Genomic DNA, 21590 nt, shown 5'->3' on the forward strand with positions numbered 1-21590 from the left:
GACTGTGCGCTATCGCACTCAATGGAAAATATGTGCAATTCGGCAAATTTCCCATTGAGCACAATGCAGACTTTCAGGACTTCATGCGCTCACGGCCAATGCTGCGTGGCGCGCTGCCACCCATTCCTCGTTGGCCGGTTCCACACCCACCACGATACGGCTATCCGGCGTGGAAATGACGCTGGCGTTGCGCGCATTGGCCTCCGCGTCAAGCACGGGGCCGATGAAACCCAGCTCGGTGCAGATGCGCTGGCGCAGTTCGGCGCTGTGCTCGCCGATACCGGCCGTAAACACCAGCATGTCCAGCCCACCCAGCACGGCCGTCAAGGCGCCGATCTCGCGCACGATGCGGCGGATATACAGGGCCAGCGCGGCGCGGATGCGCTCGCCCGTGGCATCTTGCCGGTCCTGCTGCGCCAGCAGCACCGGCGGATCGGCCGACACGCCCGACACGCCCAGCAAGCCCGACTCGTGATACAGCACATGCGCCACTTTTTCCAGCGACAGTTTTTCAATTTCCATCAGGTAGATCACGGCGCCGGGATCGAGCGAACCGCAGCGCGTGCCCATCATCAGGCCATCGAGCGCGGAAAAGCCCATGGTCGTGGCCACGCTGTGCAAATTCTCCATGGCGCACAGGCTGGCGCCGCTACCCAAATGGGCGACGATGACCTTGCCGCGCGCGACAGCACCAAAACGCTGCTCCAGCACCAGCGACTGATATTCGTACGACAGGCCGTGGAAGCCGTAGCGGCGCAAACCCCGCTCCCACGCATCGTAAGGCAGGGCCAGCATCTGTTCGACCTGCGGCACCGTGTGGTGGAAGGCTGTGTCGAAGCACGCCACCTGGGCGATATCGGGGCGCGATTCCAGCAGCACCTCGATCGCCTCCAATGCAAATGGCTGGTGCAGGGGTGCCAGCGGCACAAAACTTTTCAGGTCCGCCAGCACCTTGGCATCGATGCGCACGGGGGCGAAATACTTGCTGCCGCCATGCACCACGCGATGCGCCACGGCGCGCAGCGGGCGCCCGGCCAGCTGCGCCACGACTTGCGCGCGGATGTATTCGAGAGCCGCGTGATGGGGCTGCTCCGCATCGAGCTGCAAGGCGACTGCAGGCAGGCCGCCGGCGCGGTAAGTGGCGTTTTCACGGCCGATGCCTTCGACCTTGCCGCCCCATTGCGCCTGCTGCGGCAGCACGCCGCCGGCTTGCTCGAACAGGGCGAACTTGATGCTCGACGAACCGCAATTGAGCACCAGGATCAGGGCGCCATCGGCGTATTCGTCGGCACGTTGGACTGGTGCGTTCATGGCGGCGTGCTCCGGTAATGATTGGCCAGCATCACGGCGATGGCGCACGAGGCGATGCGGCTGGCGCGCGAATCGGCGCGGCTGGTGAGGATGATGGGGATTTTCGCGCCCAGCACGATGCCGGCGCTGTCCGCGTCGCCCATGTATTCAAGCTGCTTGGCCAGCATGTTACCGCTTTCCAGGTCGGGCACCAGCAGGATGTCGGCGCGGCCCGCCACCTCGGAGACGATGCCCTTGACGGTGGCGGCGGCAATCGACACGGCGTTGTCGAAGGCCAGCGGGCCATCGAGGATGGCGCCCGTGATTTGCCCGCGGTCGGCCATCTTGCACAGGGCGGCCGCGTCCAAGGTGGCCGGCATGTCCGCATTCACCGTTTCCACGGCGGCCAGGATGGCCACGCGCGGGCAGGCCACGCCGATCACGTGCGCCAGGTCGATGGCGTTACGCACGATGTCGGCCTTCATGGCCAGGTTCGGCGCGATATTGATGGCCGCATCCGTGATGATAAAAGGACGCGGATAGGCGGGCGTCTGCATCAAGAAGCAGTGGCTGATGCGGCGCTTGGTACGCAGGCCGGCGCTGGCGGCCAGCACGGCCGACATCAGTTCATCCGTGTGCAGGCTGCCCTTCATCAGCGCCTCGACTTCGCACTTGCCCGCCAGTTCGGCGCCGCGCGCGGCGGCCGCATGGCTATGCTCGACATCCTCGATGGCGATGCCGGCCAGGCTCAGGCCCGCTTCCAGGGCCACCGCTTCAAGGCGCGCGCGCGGCGCCACCAGCACGGGCGTGATCAGGCCGGCCGCATGCGCGTCCAGCGCGCCCGACAGGCTCAGTTCATCGCAAGGGTGAATCACGGCCACTCTGATCGGACCCAGCGTGCGCGCGTGTTCCAGCAGGCGCCGCGTGCCGTCGCCGTTATGCAGGCGAACTTCGGGCAAGGTGGCGCGCACTCTTTCGATCTGTTCGGCGGGCGCAATCACCTGCGCTTCGCCATCGAGCACCACGGCGCCATGCTGGTTGACGCAGCGGCAGGCCAGGGTCACGTGGCGGTTGCGCGGCTCGAGCGCGGTGACGGTGACGCTGATGGCCAGCGTATCGCCCACGCGCACGGGCTGCAGAAAACGCAGGGTCTGGCCCGTGTAGACGGTGCCGGCGCCCGGCAGGCGCGTGCCCAGCACAGCGGAGATGAGGGCAGCGCCCCACATGCCGTGCGCGATGACGCCCTGGTAGCGGCTGGAGGCCGCAAATTCGGCATCCAGGTGCTGCGGGTTGTCATCGCCCGACATCACCGCGAACAGGGCGATATCGTCCATGCTCAGGGTGCGCGTGATGCTGGCAGTGTCGCCGATGGCGATCTGGTCGAAGGTGCGGTTACGCACGATATGCAAATCATCGTCTTGGGTGGTAGTCATCGTGGTCTTCTAGGCAGAGGTAGTGTTTTTGGCAGGTTTGGCTTGGGGCTGGGCCTGGACGGCAGGCTGAGATACTGGCTGGGATGCGCGCGCGGCCGCTGGCAGCGCCTTCGCGTGCGCCTTGATCGCACGGTCGAATACCTCCAGCATTTGCTGCAGGCTCGCTTCCTCGTCCGGCGTCGGTGCTTCGGGTACTTGCAGCACTTGCTGCAGCCATTCGCCCAGCGCGCCGATGGCATCCGGTTCGGCGCGCGACAGCAAAGTCGGCAAGGCGGCGATGGCGGCATCGAAATCATGCAGCATCAAACGCGCCTGCTGGCGCACGATGCCGCGGAATTCTTCCATGCTGAAGCCCTGCGTGTACTGCGGCTTGACCAATTTGAGGGCCAGGTTGACGCGGCGCTCATCGGCGATCATGCGGAAGCGGTAGATGTAGAACAGCGCGCGCACGGCCGCTTCCACCAGCCCCCCGTGCTGCATGTCCTCGTCCATCTTGCGCGTTTCGCAGCGCACGTATTCGCAATGCTCGGGCGAGATACCGGGATGGGGGCGCGGCGGCGCGGCGTCGCCGATGGCTTGTCCCGTCAGCGCCTGCACCAGGGGCGAACCGTACACCAGGTCGAAGGTCGCTTCCTGCACCGTGTCGCGCCAGTCGCGCCAGCTGTTCAAGCCGGCCGTGATGGCGCCGGAGATGGCCTCCTGCATGGCCAGCAGCGGATTGTCGGGCGCCACCGGCTGGCGATGGGCGCGCACTTTTTCCGCCTCTTTGGCCACCAGCTTGGCCAGCGGATTATGGTCGGTCCAGCGCTCATACGACATGCGTAGCGGATGTGTGAGCTGCAGGAAGCGCGCCGACTGCGGCGTGACCATGGCGCGCACCCACGGCTGCGCGAAGGTGCGGTACAGCGCCAGGTTCACTTCGGACACGCGCGCGGCGGCGGCGAATTTGCGGTCGTTTTCCACGCTTGGCTGCACGATGACGCGCACGTCCTCGATGCTGCGGTGTTCGACCTGCAGCACATAGTCGCCGCTGGCCAGGTCCGCGTTCGGCGTATCGGGCGTCTTGTCGACGATCCTTGCTTCGTAGATGCCGGCCGGCAGCAGGTTGATCAGATCGATATTGCTGGCGAATTTCTGGTGTTCCTTGTGCCCCACCTTGGCCGACACGAAAATACCCAGGTGGCCGATGCTGTCATGCACGGCATACACGATGGTCTGATCGTGCAGCAGCACATCGTTATCGTCACGATACAGGTCCGTGATCCAGCCCAGCGCCTGCGGCGGCGGCGTGATGTTGTCGCCGTTCGAGCAGAATACGACAATGGGCGAACGGATATTGCGCAAGTCCAGGCGCACGCCGTCGGAGGTGATCAACTCCGCCGTGGCCAGGCGGTTGCCGATGAACAGATTGTCGACGATGTACTGCATCTCGACGTCGTTGAGGAACACATGGCCGCCCCAGTATTTTTCAAATTCCAGGTAACGGGGCGCTTCCGTATCGATGTTTGCGTACAGGTTGTACTGCTTGCTCCACAGGGTGTTGGCCGGGTTCAGCTTCTCGAAATTCTGCACCAGGCTGGCGCCGTCGAAACGGCCGTTGCCCAAGTCGCCTGCCAGCGCCGTGGCCCAGCTGCCGCCCATCAGCCCACCCGCGTAGCGCATCGGATTGCGGCCATGCCAGCCGGCCCAGTACGACACGGGCGCGCCGGCCACGATGATGGGGCCGAACAGCTCCGGGCGCACGGCCGCCGTCATGAGGATTTGCCAGCCGGCCTGGCAATTGCCGATGACGACGGGCTTGCCCTCGCTGAGCGGATGCAGGGCGATGACTTTTTCCAGGAAGGCCGCCTCGGCGTGCATCACGTCCTCCACCGTCTGTCCCGGCACGGGATCGGGCAGGAAGCCGATGAAGTAGCACGGGTGGCCGGCGCGCAGGGCCACGCCGATTTCGCTTTCCGCCTTGAAGCCGCCGATGCCGGGACCGTGGCCAGCGCGCGGATCGACGACGACGAACGGCCGCTTGTTCGGATCGGGATCCGGTGCATCAGGCGTCAATATGCGCGCCAGGCCGTAGTTGACGGGACGCGCCAGTTCCAGGCCGGACATCACAAGTTCTGCGGGGAAGTCCAGCACGTTCGGCACTTCCTCGGCCAGATGCTCCTGGTACTGGTTGCCGCGCCGGCGCATCACGTCCGCGTACAGCACGATGCGCTGCCACGAGTCGCGTGCATAGTCGCCCAGCATGCCCAGGGACGGCAAGCCGCCGGCGGAAAAAAATGGAGCAGGTTCAATCTTCATGGCTATCCTTTTCATGCAAACAAACGCCGGAACATTCCGGCGCAGAGCCTACGCCATCTGGCTGATGGTCTTGCGAAAGCGCGCCAGAGCGAAGGTAAACAGGGCCGTGCCGATTGCCAGCAGGGCCAGGAACGGTTTCCATACCACGTCGATGCCGGCGCCCCGATACAGGATCGCCTGGCTCAATTCGACAAAATGCGTGGTCGGTGCAATCAGCATGATGTTCTGCACCAGTTCGGGCATGCTTTCGCGCGGCGTGCTGCCGCCCGAGAGCATCTGCAGCGGCAGCAGCACGAGGATCAGGAGCATGCCGAACTGCGGCATGCTGCGCGCCACGGTGGCCAGGAAAATGCCCATCGAGGTGGTGGCAAACAAGTGCAGGGCCGCGCCGCACAGGAACAGTGCGATCGAGCCCTCGATGGGCACATGCAGCATGCCGCGCACCACCAGGTTCAGCGACAGGGCGGCGGCCAGCAGCACCACGAGGCCCATCGACCAGACCTTGCCCAGCATGATTTCGGCCGGCGTCACGGGCATCACCAGCAAGTGCTCGATGGTGCCGTGTTCGCGCTCGCGGATCAGGGCCGCACCCGTCAGGATGATCGACAGCATCGTCACCTGGTTGATGAGCTCCATCAGCGAGCCAAACCACGCCTGGCTCAGCGAAGGATTGAAGCGCGCGCGCATCACCAGCTCCACCGGCGAGACCGTCGCGCCGCGATAGCGCTTGGCGAATTCGGCCACTTCGCCGGCGACGATCTGCTGGATGTAGCCACTGCCGCTGAAAGCCTGGCTCATGCGCGTGGCATCCACGTTCAGCTGCATCTCCGCCTGGCGCCCGCCCAGCACGTCCGCCTGCAGCTTGGGCGGTATCGTCAGCACGAAGGTGTACTGGCCCGCGTCCAGGCCCGCATCGACCTGGCTCTGGTTGATCATGGCCGGCGGCGTGAACTGCGGCGGGAAGAAGGCCGAGGCGATGCGCCCGGACAGCGGCGAGCCATCCTCGTCGACGATGGCGATCGAGGCCATGTGCAGAGTTTCCGGCTTGGCCGTGGCGGCCACGTAGATGGCTAAAGTGAAGGTGTAGAGGATCAGGATCAGCATCATGGGATCGCGGATCAGGCTCCATATTTCCTTCACGCCCAGGCGGTAGATATTTTCAAGATGGCGCATACGCTTACGACTCCTGTTTCTTCAGCAGCGCCACCGTCACGCCGAGGATCACGGGGATCGCCACGATCAGGGGCCAGAACGAGGCGTGCAGGTCGCCGAATCCCAACGCCTTGTTAAACACGCCGCGGCTGATATTGAGCATGTGCGTGGCCGGGTACATCAGGCCGATCGCCTTGCCCACGCCCTCCATCGACGAGACGGGGTTGAGCAGGCCGGAAAACTGGATGGCCGGGATCATGGTGCCGATCATGGTCACGAACAGGGCCGCGATCTGGCTGCGCGTAAACGTCGAGGCGAACAGGCCGATGCCGGTCGCGCAAATGTTGAAGATGAAGGTGGCGCCGATCAGGGTCGGCAAGCTGCCCTTGATCGGCACGCCGAAGGCGGTGACCGCCAGCAGCGCCATGAGGACGAAGTTGAGCATGGCCAGCGCCACGTACGGCACCTGCTTGCCGAGCAAGAATTCCAGGCGCGTGACGGGCGTCACGTACAGGTTGATGATGGAGCCCAGTTCCTTTTCGCGCACCACGGACAGCGCCGCCAGCATGGCCGGCAGCATCAGCAGCAGCAACGGAATCACGGCCGGCACCATGGCGGGCAGGCTTTTCACGTCGGGGTTGTAGCGGTAGCGCGTCTGGATGGCGACGGGGTTGTTCATCGTGATGCCATAGCGGTGCAAGGCCTGGTCGGCCAGCCACAGCTGATGCATGCCCTGCACGTAGCCCTGCACGGTTTCGGCGCGCATCGGCATGGCGCCGTCGATCCACGCGCCCACCTGGGCTGGCGCGCCGCGCTGCACGTCGCGCGCAAAGCCGGGCGGAATCTCGATGGCCAGCGACAATTCGCCGATGCGCATGCGCTTGTCGATATCGGCATAGTCGCGCAGCGGCGGGCGCTCGACGAAGTAGCGCGAGCCGGCCAGGTTGTTCGTGTAATTCTGGCTCAGGGTCGTCTGGTCGTGGTCGAGCACCGCGTAACTGAGATCTTCCACATCCAGGCTGATGCCGAAGCCGATGACGAACAGCAGCAGCACGGAGCCGCCCAGCGCCAGGGTCAGGCGCACGGGATCGCGCCGCAGTTCCAGAGTTTCGCGCCACATGTAGCTGAGCATGCGCCCCAGGCTGAAACGATTGCGGCGGCGCTCCTGCTGCGGTGCCTGCACTGCCGCCTTTTGCCCCGGCGCCTCGCTTTCCTGCGCTTCGGCCGCTGCCGTGCCACCGCCCGCCTCTTCCAGGTAGGCGATGAAGGCTGCTTCCAGCGATGGCGCGCCCTTCTTGCGCACCAGTTCGGCCGGCGCATCGCTGACCAGTACTTTACCCGCATGCATCAGCGAGATGCGGTCGCAGCGTTCAGCCTCGTTCATGAAGTGAGTGGAGATGAAGATGGTGACGCGGTCGCGCCGCGCCAGCTCAATCATCAGGCGCCAGAAATTGTCGCGCGCGATCGGGTCGACGCCGGACGTGGGTTCGTCGAGGATCAGCATCTCTGGCTTGTGCACCATGGCCACGGCCAGCGACAAACGCTGGCGTATGCCCAGCGGCAGGCTGTCGGGCAGGTCGTCCATCACCTCGCGCAAGTCGAAGCGCTGCGCCATTTCGTCGATACGGGCCCCGATTTCGCTCGCGGGCACGTGGAACAGACGCGCATGCAGCACCAGGTTCTGGCGCACCGTCAGTTCGCTGTACAGCGAGAACGCCTGCGACATGTAGCCGACCCTGCGGCGCGTGTCGATATCGTTGGAATCGACTTCCTTGCCAAACAGCCAGGCCTTGCCTTCCGTTGCCGGCAGCAGGCCCGTGAGCATTTTCATGGTGGTCGATTTACCGCAGCCGTTCGAGCCGAGAAAACCGAAAATCTCGCCGCGGCCGATGCGGAAATTCACATGGTCGACGGCCGTAAAATCGCCAAAGCGCATGGTCAGGTCTTGCGCCTCGATGGCGACGTCCTGCGCGCTGGCGGCATCGAGCGGCGTGATGACCACGGGCTGGTGACCCGCGCGCTTGGCTTCGGGCAGCAGCTTGATAAAGGCCGCTTCCAGATTGTCGCTTTGCGTGCGCGCCAACAGTTCGGCCGGCGTGCCCGTATCGAGCACCTTGCCGTCATCCATGGCGACCAGCCAATCGAAGCGCTGCGCCTCGTCCATGTAGGCCGTGGCGACCATCACGCTCATTTGCGGGCGCTGCACGCGGATGCCGGCGATCAGGTCCCAGAACTGGGCCCGCGCCAGCGGATCGACGCCGGTGGTCGGTTCATCCAGAATGAGCAGGTCGGGGTCATGGATCAGGGCGCAGCACAAGCCCAGCTTCTGCTTCATGCCGCCCGACAGCTTGCCCGCCGGGCGCGCCAGGAAGGGATGCAGGCCAGTGCTGCGGGTCAGCTGGTCGATGCGGCGCCGGCGTTCGGCGGCATCATGGCCGAACAGGCGCGCGAAAAACTGCAGGTTTTCCTCGACCGACAGGGTCGGGTACAAATTCTTGCCCAGGCCTTGCGGCATGTAGGCGATACGCGGGCAGACATCGTCGCGATGGCGCGCATCGCGCATGTCGCCGCCCAGCGCCATCACGCTGCCCTGCTGCACGGCACGCGCGCCGGCCACCAGCGACAGCAGACTCGATTTGCCCACGCCATCGGGCCCGATCAAGCCCACCATGCGGCCGGACGGCACGTCGAGGTCGATGGCGGCTAGCGCCACCGTCTTGCCGTAATGCTGACTGACGCCCTTGATGCTGACGACAAATGGGTTCACGTCCATGGTCACTGCGGAACCTTGCTCGTCAATTCAGCGGGCCATGCCTGCTTCGCATCGAGACGCACCCACGCCACGCCGGGCAAGCCCACCTTCACCAGCGCCAGGTGCTTTTGCAGCAGCTCGCGGCTGATCTGCGCTTTCACGCGGAACATCAGCTTCTGGCGCTCGCTGGCCGTTTCCACCGTCTTCGGCGTGAACTGCGCGCTGGCAGCGACAAAGGAAATCGTCGCCGGAATCACGTAATTGGGCGCTGCGTCGAGGATGATGCGCACTTCGCCGCCCATTGCCACCTTGCCGGCCGCCGTCTCGGGCAGGAAGAAGGTCATGTAGACGTCCGACAGGTCGACCAGGTTGAGCACCTTGCCGCCACCGGCCAGTACTTCGCCCTGCTGCGCCACCAGGTACTGCACGCGGCCGTCGCGCGGCGCCGCCAGCTGGCCATCGGCCAGGTCGGCGTCGATGCGCGCGGTGGTCGCTTCGGCGGCCGTCACGGCGGAGCGCGAACCGACCACTTGTGCCCTGGCCGCGTCGATGGCCGCCTGCGCCGCCGTGACCTGCGCCTTGGCTGCATTCAGGGCCGCGGCCACGCTGCGCACGCGGGCGCGGTCATCGTCGAGTTCCTGCACCGAGGAAGCGCCCTCTTTCGACAGGGTTTCCGAGCGGGCCAGGCGGCGCCGGGCCGCATCAAGTTCGCTTTCGCGCTGCGCCACCATGGCCAGCGCGGCCGCCTTGTCGCTCTCGCGCACGGCCACCTGCGCCTGCGCACCGACCACCGCGTCGGACGCCTGCTGCTGGCGCGCGCGCGCCTCGTCGCGCTGCGCCGTCAGCGAATCGACCTGCATGGTGGCCAGCGGCTGGCCCGCCTTGACGAAGTCGCCCTCGCGCACGAGGATGTCCTTGACGCGGCCAGCCAGCTTGGTGGCGACGTCGATTTCGGTCGCTTCGATACGGCCATTGCCGCTGACAAAACCTTCGCCGGGGCCGGTGGGACGCATTTTTTGCCAGGCCACATAGCCCAGCACGAGAACGGCCACGATCAGCGCGGCGGGAATGAGTTTTTTCTTCAGTTGTGGAGTCATGGTGTCGGCAATCGCAATTAATCGGAGAACGTGGTGGCGGCAGCGGGTGCGCCGCCGCCCAGGGCGGCATACAGGCTGACCTGGCTGGAGAGCAGCGCGCGGCGCGTCTGCACCAGTTGCTGCTCGACCGTCAGCAAGTCGCGCTGCGCATCGAGCACTTCCAGATAAGGTGCAGCGCCGTTGTCGTAGCGCAGCTTGGCCAGGCGCGCCCGTTCGCTTTGCGCAGCCAGGGTGGTCTTGCCGATGTCGACCTGCAGCGCCAGCCAGCGCCGGTTCGACAACGCGTCGGCCACCTCGCGGAAAGCGCCCTGCACGCTCTTTTCATAATTGGCCACGGCCACGTCGCGGCGTACCTCGGCCAGGTCCATGTTGGCACGGATGCGGCCCGCGTCAAAGATCGGCAGCACCAGGCGCGGCGCGAAATTCCAGGCGCCGCTGCCCGAGTCGAACAGGCCGCTCAATTCCGCGCTGGCCGTGCCGTAGGCAGCCGTCAGCGAAATGGTCGGGAAGAAGGCGGCGCGCGCGGCGCCGATATTGGCTTGCGCGGCGCGCAGCTGATGCTCGGCAGCCACCAGGTCGGGGCGTCGCGTGAGTAAAGCCGAGGGCAGGCCCGCATGCAGCGGCTGCAGCACGCTGGCGTCGTCGAAGCGGCGTGTGTCCGGCGTCAGGTCGACGGGGCCGCCCACCAGTTGGGCCAGCGCGTGCGCCTGTACGGCACGCGCCTGTTCCAGCTGGGCCGACAGCGACAAGGCCTGGCTGAGCAAGGTTTCCACCTGTGTCAGGTCCAGCTTGGAAATCGAACCGACCTCGAAGCGACGCGTAAAGATGCGCAGCGACTCGGCGCGGCTGTCGACCGTGGCGCGCGCCAGCGCCACCCGTTCATCGAGTTCGCGCAAGCCCAGGTAGCCATTGGCCACCTGCGCCACCAGGGCCACGCCGACGGCGCGGCGCGCCTCGTCGCTGGCCAGCAGGGTTTGCAGCGCGCTGTCCTTCAGGCTACGTACGCGGCCCCAGAAATCGAGCTCCCAGGCGCTCACGTTCAAGCCCGCCTGGTACTGCGCGCTCGTCATGGGGCGGCCCGTCACGCTCAGGTCACCGGGCACGCGCGCGCGGCTGCCCGAGGCGCCCAGCGCGATGGTGGGAAATTGTTCGGCGCGCTGGATGCCATACGCGGCGCGCGCCTCTTCCACGCGCAGGGCGGCGATGCGGATATCGCGGTTGCTGGCCAGCGCCTGCGCAATCAGCGCCTGCAGGCGCGCATCGGCAAAATAGGCTTGCCAGGCGATGTCCGCAGCGTGCGCGCCGGCGGGATCGGTTTCCGGATACTGCGCCGCCACCGGTAGCGGAGGTGGCGCGTACGATGGCGCCATCGAGGCGCAGCCAGCCAGCAGCAGGCTGGCGGCCAGCGCCGCTACTCGGGCGCAGGAGGGCAAAACGGAAACAGCCATAGTCATCTTCTTCCAGTCAATTCAGAATGTTGTAGCCGCCGTCGACATACAAGGTGCCGCCCGTGATGGCGCGTGCGCCGTCGCTGGCGAGGAAGGCGCACAGCGCGCCCACGTCCTCGATGGTGGCCAGGCACCGCATGGGCGAGCGTTCGATGGCGTCGGCCATCAAGCGGTCGAAATGGGCGATGCCGGAAGCGGCCCGCGTTTCCAGGGGCCCCGGTGAAATGGCGTTGACGCGGATGCCTTGCGGACCCAGTTCGGCCGCCAGGTAGCGCACCGATGCTTCCAGCGCCGCCTTCACGGGACCCATCAGGCCATAGTCGGCGATGACTTCCTCGGCGCCCAGATAACTCATGGTCATCAAGCTGCCGCCGTCCGGCATCAGGGGTTCGGCCAGCTTCGCCATGCGCATGAAGGAATGGCAGGAGATATCCATCGCCTGCGCAAAACCGTCGGCCGAACTGTCCGTCACGCGGCCATGCAAGTCTTGTTTGGGCGCGTAAGCGATGGAATGGACGACGAAATCGAGCCGCCCCCACTGCTGCTCGATCTGCACAAACAGCGCTTCGAGCTGCCCTGGCACGGCCACGTCGAGTGGCGCCATGATGGCCGCCTGCACTTGCTGCGCCAGCGGCTCCACATGCGGACGGGCCTTGTCATTGAGCCAGGTCACGGCCAGTTCGGCACCGGCTGCGCGCAATGCGCTGGCGCAGCCCCAGGCGATGCTTTGCGCGTTGGCGATACCGACCACCAGCCCGCGTTTTCCCTGCAATGGCAGGAACTGCGGCGCGAGGGGCGTCATGGTTTATTCGGACGCAGGGCCGGCCACGGCGTGGCCGCATGCACGCATCGCACCGCGCCGGCACGCATGGCGGCGGCGCACATGGCCAGGGTGACGCCACCGGCGCGCGCATACGGCAAAGCAATGGGAGTGTGGGGATGTAAGGTACTGCACGCGTCAGGCGCGGGGATCTGCATCTTCATGAATCGGGCTTCCGTCACTGAAATTCGAGGCCAGCACCAGTGCATTCTCGGGGAACTGGTACGGGGCGAAATTACTCTACAGCATTTAGACGCGTGATTCGTGATGAGTCCGATCCGCATTCCATGACGCCTTGAGCTAGGTCAACTATAAGTGCGATTGCGGCAATGCAACATTGATGTAAATCAAATTTTACCTCAATATTATCTAAATGAAATATTTTTGAAGCAAGCGTGCGGGCATGCGCATTTGATAATATTGTCGGGCTGACGGGAAGAAATGGGTCTTTGCCAGCGGGGATTGTTGTTGCCTGAAAAACAATCATGGCCGGGCGGTGGCGGACGGCGGATGACGGGGGAGAGACAGAACGGTGGCCATGCTATTGCGTTGCAACATGGCCACCATGCCTTACGGGACTGCGCTGAACGGCCTTATTTGCGCGGTGCCGCGGCGGGACGCGAATACAGGTCGATGATGGTGCTGATGCCATCCTGGCATACGGAGCAGAACGTCTCGCTGCGGTCGAACATGATGCATTGCATCTCGGGCCGGTAGTAGCCGGACGACTCATAGTTCGCGCCTTCGAAGGCGCCAACGGCATGGCGCTGCGGCGCCTTGGAGAATAGCTGCTGCGTGTACGCCAGGTCGGCCTTGAACAAGTCGCTCATCTCGCTTTCAGGGCGGTTGGCCGCGCGCAGGGCGGCGCGCTGCTTCTGGTACTCGCGCGCATGGCTGTCGTAGGCTTCCTTCGGCCACGGCGTGGGCAGCGGCGTGCCGGCCTTGACGTGGTTCTGCCATTTCAGCCTGGCCGGATCGCGCAGCGCCGTGGCGTTTGGCTCCCACGGTTCCTGGCGCTCGCCATTCGACTGATAAGCCACGGGCGAGGTGTAGTACTCGTCGGCCAGGCCGGCGAAATGGTGGCCGAATTCATGCACGAACAGGTAATTGGCCCAGTCGTTATTCGCTGCGGCCGTGCTGAACTGGCCGAAGATGCCGCCGCCGCCGTAGGTATCGTTATTGACGAGGATTTCAATGAATTCATACGGCGCATACTGCGCCAGGTCGCGCAGGGCACGGTTATCCGTCGTCAGCACGTAGCGCTCGCTGCCGAAGATATCGTAGCGCGTGCCCAGCGGCGAAGCATGATGCACGCCCGTCGATGGACGCGACACACCCGATTCCTGCGTCGGCGCGGCCATGGCCCACACATTGAAGTCATTGGCCCGCTCGCGAAATGGCGAGACGGTAAACAGGTGCTCGGCCAGTTTCCGCGCCGTCGCTTCGAATTTGCCCATTTCGGCTGCCGTGTAGCCGTCGCCCATGATCAACAGGTCGACCTTCTCGGACGAGGGGCCACTGATGCGTATCGGTATCGGCTTGACGGGCGCCGGTGGCTGCTTGCGGATCACATCCTGCGCCGCCGGGTCGACGTCGGTGCTCCATACAATGGAAAACAGGCCGCGCTCGTCGCGCTTCAGGATGCGCACGCGCACGGGCTGCTCCGGTTGCGGGAAGCGCACGGATTCCTGGAAAGCGCGCGTGGTGGTTTTCGCTTCATCGGTGCTGGCCCACTCGCCGAAGATGGTGGAAAAACCGCGCGAATACAGCACCTTGCCCGACTTGATATCGACCACTTCCAGCAGGTTGTTACCGCGGTTGCTGTCGTCGATGGGGCGCGCCAGATTGCCCGGCCAAGGCAGGGGCTCGACCAGCACGCGCTCGACCGCATAATGTTCGCCCAGCGCATTGCCGCTGTGCTGGTAATCGAGGCGCATGGTGGCCGGCAACACTGCACCGGTCGCCTGCGCGACAGGAAGCATGCCGGCGGCCAGCGCCAGCGCGCAGAGGAAGGATCGAATCGTGGTCTGCTGCATGTCATTCCTAAAACAGTAGAAAAACAGGTGGAGGGAACGGTTTTCCAAACAATCGGCGGGCCTGGCGGCAAGCCCCGGCATAACCGCTGCGGCACATTGTAGCGACAGGAAGCGGGCATGCAAAGCACGCGTTTTCAGCCTGCACGCTTGACCTTGAAAGCAGTTTGCCATATATTAGACTGACCAATCGATTAATTAATAAGGAAAGTATGCGCACCATCGATCCCGACAAACACGCGGCCCGCCGTGACGCCATTCTCGCCGCGGCGCGCCACTGCTTCGCCCGCAAGGGCTTTCACCAGACCAGCACCGCCGCCATCTGCGCGCAGGCGGGCATGAGTCCCGGCAACCTGTTTCATTACTTCCCCACCAAGCAAGCCATCATCGCCGCCATCGTCGACCAGGAAGGCAGCGAGACGGCCTCCTATTTCGCCGGCGTGCAAGGCAGCATCGATCCCCATGGCACCCTGCTCGACTTCATGGACCTGGTGCTGGCACTGGCGGCAGACGCGGACTTTGCGGGACTAACACTGGAAATAGCGGCCGAGGCGATGCGCGACACGGATATCGCGGCCAGGGTGGCGCGCAATGACGCCAGCCTGCGCGGCGGCATACAAGCCTTGCTGGAAGAGGCGGCCGCACGGGGTCAGGTCGACGCCGCGCTCGACCCCGCGCAAACGGCCAGCTGGCTCGCTGCGCTGATCGACGGCATCTTCAACCGGGTCGCCGTCGATCCCCATTACGCACCGCTGGCGCAGCGCGCCGGCCTGCACCTGCTGCTGGCGCGCTTCCTGCGCCCTGCCCGGTCATGAGCGGCGCCATGACGGCAACACCGGCGCGCATCGCCGACGTCGACGCCCTGCGCGGCTGCGCCCTGTTTGGCATTTTGGTCGTCAATATCGGCGCCTTCGCCACGCCCTGGTTTGGCCTGGGCTTGACCGATCCGGCCTTTCACGGCAACGTGGACCGCGCCACGCACTTCCTCGTCGCGCTGCTGTTCGAGACCAAGTTCTATCTGCTGTTTTCCTTCCTGTTCGGCTACAGCTTCACCTTGCAGATGCAGGCGGCCGCGCGCGCCAATGCGCCGTTCGTGCCGCGCATGCTGCGCCGGCAAGCGGGCCTGTGGCTGATCGGCGCCCTGCATGCCGTGTTGCTGTTTCATGGCGACATACTCACCACCTATGCCCTGCTGGGCATCGTGCTGCTGGCACTGCACCACTGCGGCGAACGCCAGGCACTGTCACTTGCCTTGATTTTCGTCACCGTCTGCGTGGGGTTCTGGGGATCGATGGCCTGGCTGCAAAGCCTGCAGCCAGAGGGCGACGCCGCCCAGCTGGCCGTGGCCATGGCGCAGAAGGCAGCGACCGCGCTGGCCGCCTACCGCGCCACCCCGTCCACCGTCATCACCCAGCATTTGCGCGAACTGAGTGAAATCTGGATCGTCCTGCTGCTGGTGCAAGCGCCCTGCGCGCTGGCCATGTTCCTGTGCGGCCTGGCCGCCGGCAAGCGCGAGATGCTGCTGCACGCAAGCGATTACCTGCCGCTGCGCCGACGCATGCTGTGGGCCGGCGCGCTGGCGGGATTGCCCGGCGCCGCCTTCTATGCGTGGACCTCCGTGTATGGTGGCAACCAGGCATGGCAGGTGGCGGGACTGGCCGTGGGACTGGCGAGCGCGCCGCTGCTGGCGGGCGCCTACCTGGCCCTGGCGCTGGCCCTGTTCGAGCGCCTGCGTCACGGCACGCTGTTTGCCCAGCTGGCCGATACGGGCCGCATGGCTCTGTCGAACTACCTGCTGCAGTCAGCCGTCTGCGCCTGGCTATTCCTCGCGTATGGCGCGCGTCTGATGGGCAGCGTCTCGCCGCTGGGCGCCCTGGCGCTGGCTGCCATCCTCTTCAGCCTGCAGCTGCCACTGAGCCGCTGGTGGCTGCGCAAGCACGCGTATGGCCCCGTCGAATGGCTGCTCCGGGCGTTGACGATTGCCGCGTGGCCGCGCTGGCGGCGCGCCAGCACCAGCTACTTGTAGCGGTACAGCGGCTGGCGCAGCTGGATCGGACGGATATCGAGGCGCAGTTTCAGCACCGAATACGCTTCCGCCTCGGTCGAGCTGTAGCCGACGCTGTTGACCGTTTTACTGAAGCGGAACTCGAAGCCCAGGTCCGGATACGGATCGCGCGGGTTGCCGAAGGCGATACCGATGGCTTCCTGCTGGGCGTTGTCGATCAGGTTGCCCATCAGGTCCAGCACCGCGTTATTGCCGAGAATATCGTTGGTAAACACAGGTTCGCGCATGTCGGGCTGGTTCGGATCGAGCTTGTTGTCGGCCTTGTCCGGCGAGGGCGTAAACACGCGCGTGACGAGGTTGAATTTGTCGCCCCGGTCCAGATAGCTTATGGCTGCGTTGCTGATATTGAAATTTTTCACGCCACGGTCGCTGATGGCGCCCGACAGATCGATCAGCAAGGCGCCGCTGTAGCCGATGACTTCCACGTCGCGCATGGCGTCGACCACCATGGCGCTGTTTTCATCGATACCCAGTCCCAGGTGATAGCCTTTTTTCAGCATCACGGGAATCATGCGCGCAAAGCGCCCGCGTACCAGCAGATGCTGGTCAACAAAAACATCGCTGCCGATGAAGCCCAGTCCAGGCGCAATCTCGCGGCCATCCGTCACGCCCATCTTGAGCATGTCCAGCACGGGCTTGGCATCGTAAAACATGGTGGTGCTCATGATGGCGGCGCCTGCGCTGGAACCGGCGATCACGCCGCCGTTGCGGTAGACCGACCAGATGGCTTCCAGCGCGGCCGTGCGGCTGCCGTCCGGGCGCAGCAAGGCTTGCGTGATGCGGCCCTGGTCGCCGCCGGCAAAATAGATGCCGGTGGCCGACTTGATCTGCGTGACGATGGCCGGATCCTCGGCTGCCTTGCGGTAATCGCGATTGGGCAGTTTGACGGCCAGCGGCACGAAAAAGGCATCGGCGCCATATTGATTGAGTTTCTTGATGATGCTTTCACCCGATTTTTCCGGGTTCATCGCGGCCGAAGCCAGCACGGCGATGCGCGCGCCTGGTCCGCCCGACAACTTGACGATGCGCTGCCAGACTTCGGCATTGTCGGCGCGCAGGCCGCCGCCAATGATGACGAGGGTACCCTGCGGGGCACTGCCGATGGTACTGCCGCCAGGCGCCGCCACGGCATGGAAGCTGCACAATGCCAGCGCGAACAGCAGCGCGGCGCAGAAGGTCTGATACAGGCTTGAAGATGATTTCATGGTGCCTTTCAAATGCAAAGAAAGTGGCGCACACTTGTTGCTACAGGCGCGCGCCCTTGATGCCAATGCTGCTTGCAACCCAACGCCATCGAACTACGATATTACCCGCTGCGTGTGACAGCGGTATTGCGGTATCTCCTGCTGTCCCGCCTTATTTGAAGCTGTAATTGGCGCTGGCATAGAAGCGCCGGCCACGCGGGTCCGAATAGCTAGGATCATAGCCGGACAGGAAAAAGTACGCCTGGTTCGAGTACGGCGGGCTGGTATTGAACAGATTCTGTATGCCCGCGCGCAGCTTGAACTGCTTGCTGACCGCATACGCGCCCGACATGTCCCACAGCGTATACGCCTTCACCCGGTTCGGCTTGACCACGCTGCCATCGTCCGTGTTGATGGCCGAATTCTGGTCATCGTAGCCGCTCGAATACGTGTTCGACAGGCTGGCCGAATACGGGCCATTGTCCCAGTCGAAGGTGATCGTATGACGCCAGCGCTGCACCACGCCTTCCGTGACGAATTTATTCAGGTTACTGATAAAGACGTCGCCGGGGCTGGTCTGGATTTTCGAATCGAGCACATACGTGCCGCTCAGGTGGCCACCAAAACGTCCCCATGCCGTTTTCACGCCATGCAGGTCGGCCGTGATGTCGATGCCCGAGGCTTTTTGCGCGCCGCGGTTTTCCTTGCGCAGCTCGATGTAGTCGATTTCATTGTCCTTGTTCCGATGCACGAGGTCACCGTACTTGCCCAGGTTGCCCAGGATGATGTCGTCGCCGATTTCGCTGATCAGGTCCGTGCGCTTGATGTTCCAGTAGTCGGCACTGAAGGTCCAGTGCTGGCTGGGTTCGAGCACCAGGCCGGCGGAGAGCTGGCGGCTGCGTTCCGGTTTCAGCTTGTCGTTGCTGTAGCGGCGCGTATCCCAGTTTTGCGCGCAATCGGCATAGTTGTTGTCCACGGTGGCGCACAGCACGGGATCGGGCAAGGTCGCCGTGCTGCTGTAGACGGTGGGACGGTGCAAATCCGACATCGACGGTGCGCGGAAACCCTTGCCGGCCGAGGCGCGCATCAGCACCTGCTTGCTGGGCATGTAGGTCAGGCCCACCTTGGGGCTGAGGGCGCCGCCCACCTGCTCGTAATGGTCATAACGGCCAGACAGCTGCGCCTGCCATTGCTTGGTGAACGGCAGCAGCAGTTCGCTGTAAATAGCTTGCACATTGCGGCTGTCACTGGTGTCCTTGCCGCCTTCCGGCGCCGAATCGTCATTGATATTATTGCTCATCAGTAATTTGGAAGGACGGAACTGCGTACGCTCACGGCGCACCTCTCCGCCAACTGCCAGTGCCATGTCGCCGCCACCCATGGCCATCAAAGCGCGTGACGCCTTGAAATCAAGCGAATCCATGACGCCGCGCGCATGGCGCACTTCATCGTTGACCTGGATGCTCTCAATCAGTGCGAGGCCCTTGGCACTGGAAGGCCCGAAGGGATTGATGCTGCCATCGGCGATACCTGCGCGCAGCTTGTCCTTCAGCAGATAGCCTTTGGTATCACGGTCCCTGACGGTATTGACGCTATGGTTCAGTCCTACATCATAATCCCATCCCGCCACAACACCGGTCGCCCCCACCACGAAGCGCTGGCTTTCACTGGTCAACTCACTGGTGCGGTTGCCCGCCTCCTTCAATCGCATGCGCACTTCCAGTTCGCGCTCCACCTGCTTGCCATCGTCATCCAATATGGTATTGAATCCGGCATCGGCCAGTTGTGGCACCTTGCTGTAATCGAGGTAACCGATCACCCGTGTCGACGACGCGACATAATTGGTACGCGAACGGCTCAATGCCACCTCCGCATATAGCTGATGCTCCGAGTTCAGCTTCAACACGCCCCGCGAAAGAAAGTTCTGCTTCTCCGACTTCGGATACAACTCCGTGTCGCGCATGTAATCGTAGGTACAGCCATCGACGCCGCCAGTGCCGTTGGGCAGGTACAAATTGGCGGGTGCGTTGCAGTCCGGAATGGACAGGTTGATTTGCCGGTTGGTGATCGGCTTGCCGTTCAACAGGAAGCCGTTCTCCTGCAGGTGATCGCGCTGGGCGCTCGACAGGCGGATATTTGCCGGGCTGGTAAAACTCGACAGCAAATGGCCAAGGCGCTCGGGCACGTTCAGGTTCGGAATGAACTTGCGCTGCGAGGTGCTGAGGCGGTCCGTCTGCTGCGCATCGAACACGGCAAAGATATTGTAGCCATCCGAGGCCAGGTCACCCGTGCCGGCCGTGATGCTGGCAGTACGCTTGCCGGCCCCGCCCTCCTGCGTGCCGCTGCCGTAGACGTTCAGCTCCACGCCCTGGTAATCCTTGCGCGTAATAAAGTTGATGACGCCGCCGATGGCGTCCGTGCCGTACAGGGCCGAAGCGCCGTCGAGCAGTACTTCCACGCGCTGCAGGGCGGCGGCGGGAATGTTATTCAGGTCCACGCCCGCATCGTCGCCCGGCGAGGCAAAGTTGGCCATGCGCCGGCCATTCAGCAGCACCAGGGTCGATGAGGTGCCCACTCCGCGCAGGTTGGCGCTGTTGAAACCGCGCTGGTCACCGCCCACGTTGATGCTGGCGCCATCGGTCAAGCCCCCGACGTTGGCTGATACACGCGCCATCAGTTCGGCCGCCGTCGTCACGCCCGCCTTCTCGATATCGGCGCGCGTGATGACCTGCACAGGTAGCGCCGTCTCCGATTCCAGCCGCTTGATGGCCGAACCCGTGATCTCAACGCGCTGCATTTTTTTCTGCGCCGGCTCCCCGTCCTGCCCCTGCTCCTGCGCCAGCGCGGCGCTGGCCAGCAGGCCCAGCGCCGCGGACACGCTCAAGGCGCCCAGCGCCAGGCGCACACCTTGCGCCAGCACCGACTCGCGCGGCAATATGGAACCGCCATCCTGTCTTTTCATGTACATTGCAACTCTCCCCGATGGTATGTATCTGATTTTTATCATGATTTTTTCACTGCCTTGCGCTGCCTGGATACTGCTTTCCGGGGCCCTGGCACGCCATGCTCGCCGCCGTACAGATAGGCAGAAATGACTTCGCTCAGGCGGGCCGCTTTTTCAACGTTCTTCTTGTTCGACACCATCAGCGCCACGGCCAGCGCCTCGATCATGGCCAGTGCCGTGCTGGCGCTGCTGGGCAGGACGGGATGCGTGCTTTGCGCATACAAGGCATGATCGGCCAGTTCGGCCAGGGGGGATGCGGGAGAGTCGGTGAGCGCCACGACGCAGGCGCCTCGGTCGCGCGCGAAGCTGGCCAGGCCGATGCAATCGAGCGTATAACGGGGGAACGAGATCACCAGCAGCACATCTTGCGCCGTCAGATTGACCAGATGACCAGCCGCCACTTCCGAACCGCCGATGCCCACCACTTCCACCACATGCGGGCAAAACGGCTGCAGATGCTGCACCAGCATGCCTGCCAGGTTGGCCGACAGGCCGAATCCCATCACATACACTACCTTGGCGCGCGTCAGGCGCCGCACCACGGCCTGCATGGCAGGCGGCGACAGGGCATCGGATGTGGCAGCGATGTTCGCGGCCGCATATTCCAGGCTTTCCGTGACGGGTGATGTGGCGCGCGCACGCCGTTCTATCGTGCGGCGCAATTTCTCGACTGGCTGCAACAGCGATTGCAGGGTTTCGGCCATGGCACTGCGCATGGCCGAATAATTCTTCTGGCCGATGTCGCGCGCGAAGCGGCTGATGGTCGCCGTCGATACCTGGCAGCTGTCGGCCAGTTCCTCGATGCCCAGCGCCGTCACGCGCATCTGGTTGCGCAGCAGGTAATCGGCGATCTGCCGCTGCGAGGCCGAGCCGGTGGCCAGCACATGCATCAGCGCCTGCCCCAGCGGCGATTGCGCGAAGGCGGCATCGGGCGACGACAGGGTGCCGGCCACTGGCGTGCGGGAGCTGTTACGGGCAGGACTGGCGGATGATTTCATATCACTGGCGGCCTGT

15 protein-coding genes are annotated in these 21590 nt (G+C 64.3%); 2 read left to right on the forward strand and 13 right to left on the reverse strand.

Annotated elements, in window-relative coordinates:
* Positions 1 to 81: 81 nt before the first annotated feature.
* From ACQ4W0_RS00410 to ACQ4W0_RS00455, 10 genes are all read right to left on the reverse strand, one after another.
* Complete coding sequence (locus ACQ4W0_RS00410) at positions 82 to 1311, reverse strand: acetate/propionate family kinase (RefSeq protein WP_436574982.1); 1230 nt, start codon at positions 1309 to 1311, stop codon at positions 82 to 84.
* On the reverse strand, positions 1308 to 2723 hold the full coding sequence (locus ACQ4W0_RS00415) for a bifunctional enoyl-CoA hydratase/phosphate acetyltransferase (protein ID WP_436574983.1): 1416 nt from the start codon (positions 2721 to 2723) through the stop codon (positions 1308 to 1310). The genes ACQ4W0_RS00410 and ACQ4W0_RS00415 overlap by 4 nt, the downstream gene beginning before the upstream one ends.
* A 9-nt stretch (positions 2724 to 2732) precedes the next feature.
* The gene (locus ACQ4W0_RS00420) at positions 2733 to 5021 is read right to left on the reverse strand and encodes a DUF3141 domain-containing protein (RefSeq protein ID WP_436574984.1); all 2289 of its coding nucleotides are present in this window, start codon (positions 5019 to 5021) and stop codon (positions 2733 to 2735) included.
* Positions 5022 to 5069: 48 nt separating this feature from the next.
* A complete protein-coding gene (locus tag ACQ4W0_RS00425; RefSeq protein WP_436574985.1) occupies positions 5070 to 6194 on the reverse strand; it encodes an ABC transporter permease in 1125 nt (374 codons plus the stop codon).
* Between the two features lie 4 nt (positions 6195 to 6198).
* Positions 6199 to 8946 (reverse strand): ribosome-associated ATPase/putative transporter RbbA, encoded by a 2748-nt coding sequence (gene rbbA, locus ACQ4W0_RS00430; protein ID WP_436574986.1) that lies wholly within the window; start codon positions 8944 to 8946, stop codon positions 6199 to 6201.
* A 2-nt stretch (positions 8947 to 8948) separates the two neighbouring features.
* Positions 8949 to 10022, reverse strand: coding sequence for an HlyD family secretion protein (locus ACQ4W0_RS00435; RefSeq protein WP_436574987.1), 1074 nt, complete (start codon positions 10020 to 10022; stop codon positions 8949 to 8951).
* A 17-nt stretch (positions 10023 to 10039) separates the two neighbouring features.
* Positions 10040 to 11476 carry an efflux transporter outer membrane subunit gene (locus tag ACQ4W0_RS00440; protein WP_436574988.1) on the reverse strand — a complete coding sequence of 479 codons (1437 nt, stop codon included), beginning with the start codon at positions 11474 to 11476 and terminating at the stop codon, positions 10040 to 10042.
* Positions 11477 to 11486: 10 nt separating this feature from the next.
* Positions 11487 to 12272, reverse strand: a complete 786-nt coding sequence (gene fabI, locus ACQ4W0_RS00445; RefSeq protein WP_436574989.1) for an enoyl-ACP reductase FabI — start codon at positions 12270 to 12272, stop codon at positions 11487 to 11489.
* The gene (locus tag ACQ4W0_RS00450; protein WP_436574990.1) at positions 12269 to 12454 is read right to left on the reverse strand and encodes a hypothetical protein; all 186 of its coding nucleotides are present in this window, start codon (positions 12452 to 12454) and stop codon (positions 12269 to 12271) included. Before ACQ4W0_RS00450 ends, fabI begins: the two co-directional genes overlap by 4 nt.
* Before the next feature lie 429 nt (positions 12455 to 12883).
* A complete protein-coding gene (locus ACQ4W0_RS00455) occupies positions 12884 to 14326 on the reverse strand; it encodes an IgA Peptidase M64 (protein WP_436574991.1) in 1443 nt (480 codons plus the stop codon).
* A gap of 209 nt (positions 14327 to 14535) precedes the next feature.
* Between ACQ4W0_RS00455 and ACQ4W0_RS00460 the strand changes: the two genes are divergently transcribed.
* Together ACQ4W0_RS00460 and ACQ4W0_RS00465 are read left to right on the forward strand one after the other, a co-directional pair.
* Positions 14536 to 15138, forward strand: coding sequence for a TetR/AcrR family transcriptional regulator (locus tag ACQ4W0_RS00460; RefSeq protein ID WP_436574992.1), 603 nt, complete (start codon positions 14536 to 14538; stop codon positions 15136 to 15138).
* An 8-nt stretch (positions 15139 to 15146) separates the two neighbouring features.
* Positions 15147 to 16349, forward strand: a complete 1203-nt coding sequence (locus ACQ4W0_RS00465) for a DUF418 domain-containing protein (RefSeq protein WP_436574993.1) — start codon at positions 15147 to 15149, stop codon at positions 16347 to 16349.
* On the opposite strand, the gene ACQ4W0_RS00470 is transcribed toward ACQ4W0_RS00465, so the two are convergent.
* The 3 genes from ACQ4W0_RS00470 to ACQ4W0_RS00480 all read right to left on the reverse strand — a co-directional run bounded on the left by ACQ4W0_RS00470 (position 16340) and on the right by ACQ4W0_RS00480 (position 21574).
* Positions 16340 to 17593, reverse strand: a complete 1254-nt coding sequence (locus ACQ4W0_RS00470; protein ID WP_436574994.1) for a cyanophycinase — start codon at positions 17591 to 17593, stop codon at positions 16340 to 16342. The two genes, ACQ4W0_RS00465 and ACQ4W0_RS00470, sit on opposite strands and share 10 nt — an antisense overlap.
* Positions 17594 to 17744: 151 nt before the next feature.
* Positions 17745 to 20540, reverse strand: a complete 2796-nt coding sequence (locus ACQ4W0_RS00475) for a TonB-dependent receptor (protein WP_436574995.1) — start codon at positions 20538 to 20540, stop codon at positions 17745 to 17747.
* A gap of 35 nt (positions 20541 to 20575) precedes the next feature.
* On the reverse strand, positions 20576 to 21574 hold the full coding sequence (locus ACQ4W0_RS00480) for a MurR/RpiR family transcriptional regulator (protein WP_436574996.1): 999 nt from the start codon (positions 21572 to 21574) through the stop codon (positions 20576 to 20578).
* Between the last annotated feature and the right edge of the window lie 16 nt (positions 21575 to 21590).

It is taken from the genome of Janthinobacterium breve, assembly GCF_051380895.1.
GTDB lineage: Bacteria > Pseudomonadota > Gammaproteobacteria > Burkholderiales > Burkholderiaceae_D > Janthinobacterium.

Excerpts from the sequence above, each read along its gene's own strand:
- ACQ4W0_RS00410 (WP_436574982.1), bottom strand. The coding sequence starts at position 1,311 with ATGAACGCACCAGTCCAACGTGCCGACGAATACGCCGATGGCGCCCTG.
- ACQ4W0_RS00415 (WP_436574983.1), bottom strand. The coding sequence starts at position 2,723 with ATGACTACCACCCAAGACGATGATTTGCATATCGTGCGTAACCGCACC.
- ACQ4W0_RS00420 (WP_436574984.1), bottom strand. The coding sequence starts at position 5,021 with ATGAAGATTGAACCTGCTCCATTTTTTTCCGCCGGCGGCTTGCCGTCC.
- ACQ4W0_RS00425 (WP_436574985.1), bottom strand. The coding sequence starts at position 6,194 with ATGCGCCATCTTGAAAATATCTACCGCCTGGGCGTGAAGGAAATATGG.
- rbbA (WP_436574986.1), bottom strand. The coding sequence starts at position 8,946 with ATGGACGTGAACCCATTTGTCGTCAGCATCAAGGGCGTCAGTCAGCAT.
- ACQ4W0_RS00435 (WP_436574987.1), bottom strand. The coding sequence starts at position 10,022 with ATGACTCCACAACTGAAGAAAAAACTCATTCCCGCCGCGCTGATCGTG.
- ACQ4W0_RS00440 (WP_436574988.1), bottom strand. The coding sequence starts at position 11,476 with ATGACTATGGCTGTTTCCGTTTTGCCCTCCTGCGCCCGAGTAGCGGCG.
- fabI (WP_436574989.1), bottom strand. The coding sequence starts at position 12,272 with ATGACGCCCCTCGCGCCGCAGTTCCTGCCATTGCAGGGAAAACGCGGG.
- ACQ4W0_RS00450 (WP_436574990.1), bottom strand. The coding sequence starts at position 12,454 with ATGAAGATGCAGATCCCCGCGCCTGACGCGTGCAGTACCTTACATCCC.
- ACQ4W0_RS00455 (WP_436574991.1), bottom strand. The coding sequence starts at position 14,326 with ATGCAGCAGACCACGATTCGATCCTTCCTCTGCGCGCTGGCGCTGGCC.
- ACQ4W0_RS00460 (WP_436574992.1), top strand. The coding sequence starts at position 14,536 with ATGCGCACCATCGATCCCGACAAACACGCGGCCCGCCGTGACGCCATT.
- ACQ4W0_RS00465 (WP_436574993.1), top strand. The coding sequence starts at position 15,147 with ATGACGGCAACACCGGCGCGCATCGCCGACGTCGACGCCCTGCGCGGC.
- ACQ4W0_RS00470 (WP_436574994.1), bottom strand. The coding sequence starts at position 17,593 with ATGAAATCATCTTCAAGCCTGTATCAGACCTTCTGCGCCGCGCTGCTG.
- ACQ4W0_RS00475 (WP_436574995.1), bottom strand. The coding sequence starts at position 20,540 with ATGTACATGAAAAGACAGGATGGCGGTTCCATATTGCCGCGCGAGTCG.
- ACQ4W0_RS00480 (WP_436574996.1), bottom strand. The coding sequence starts at position 21,574 with ATGAAATCATCCGCCAGTCCTGCCCGTAACAGCTCCCGCACGCCAGTG.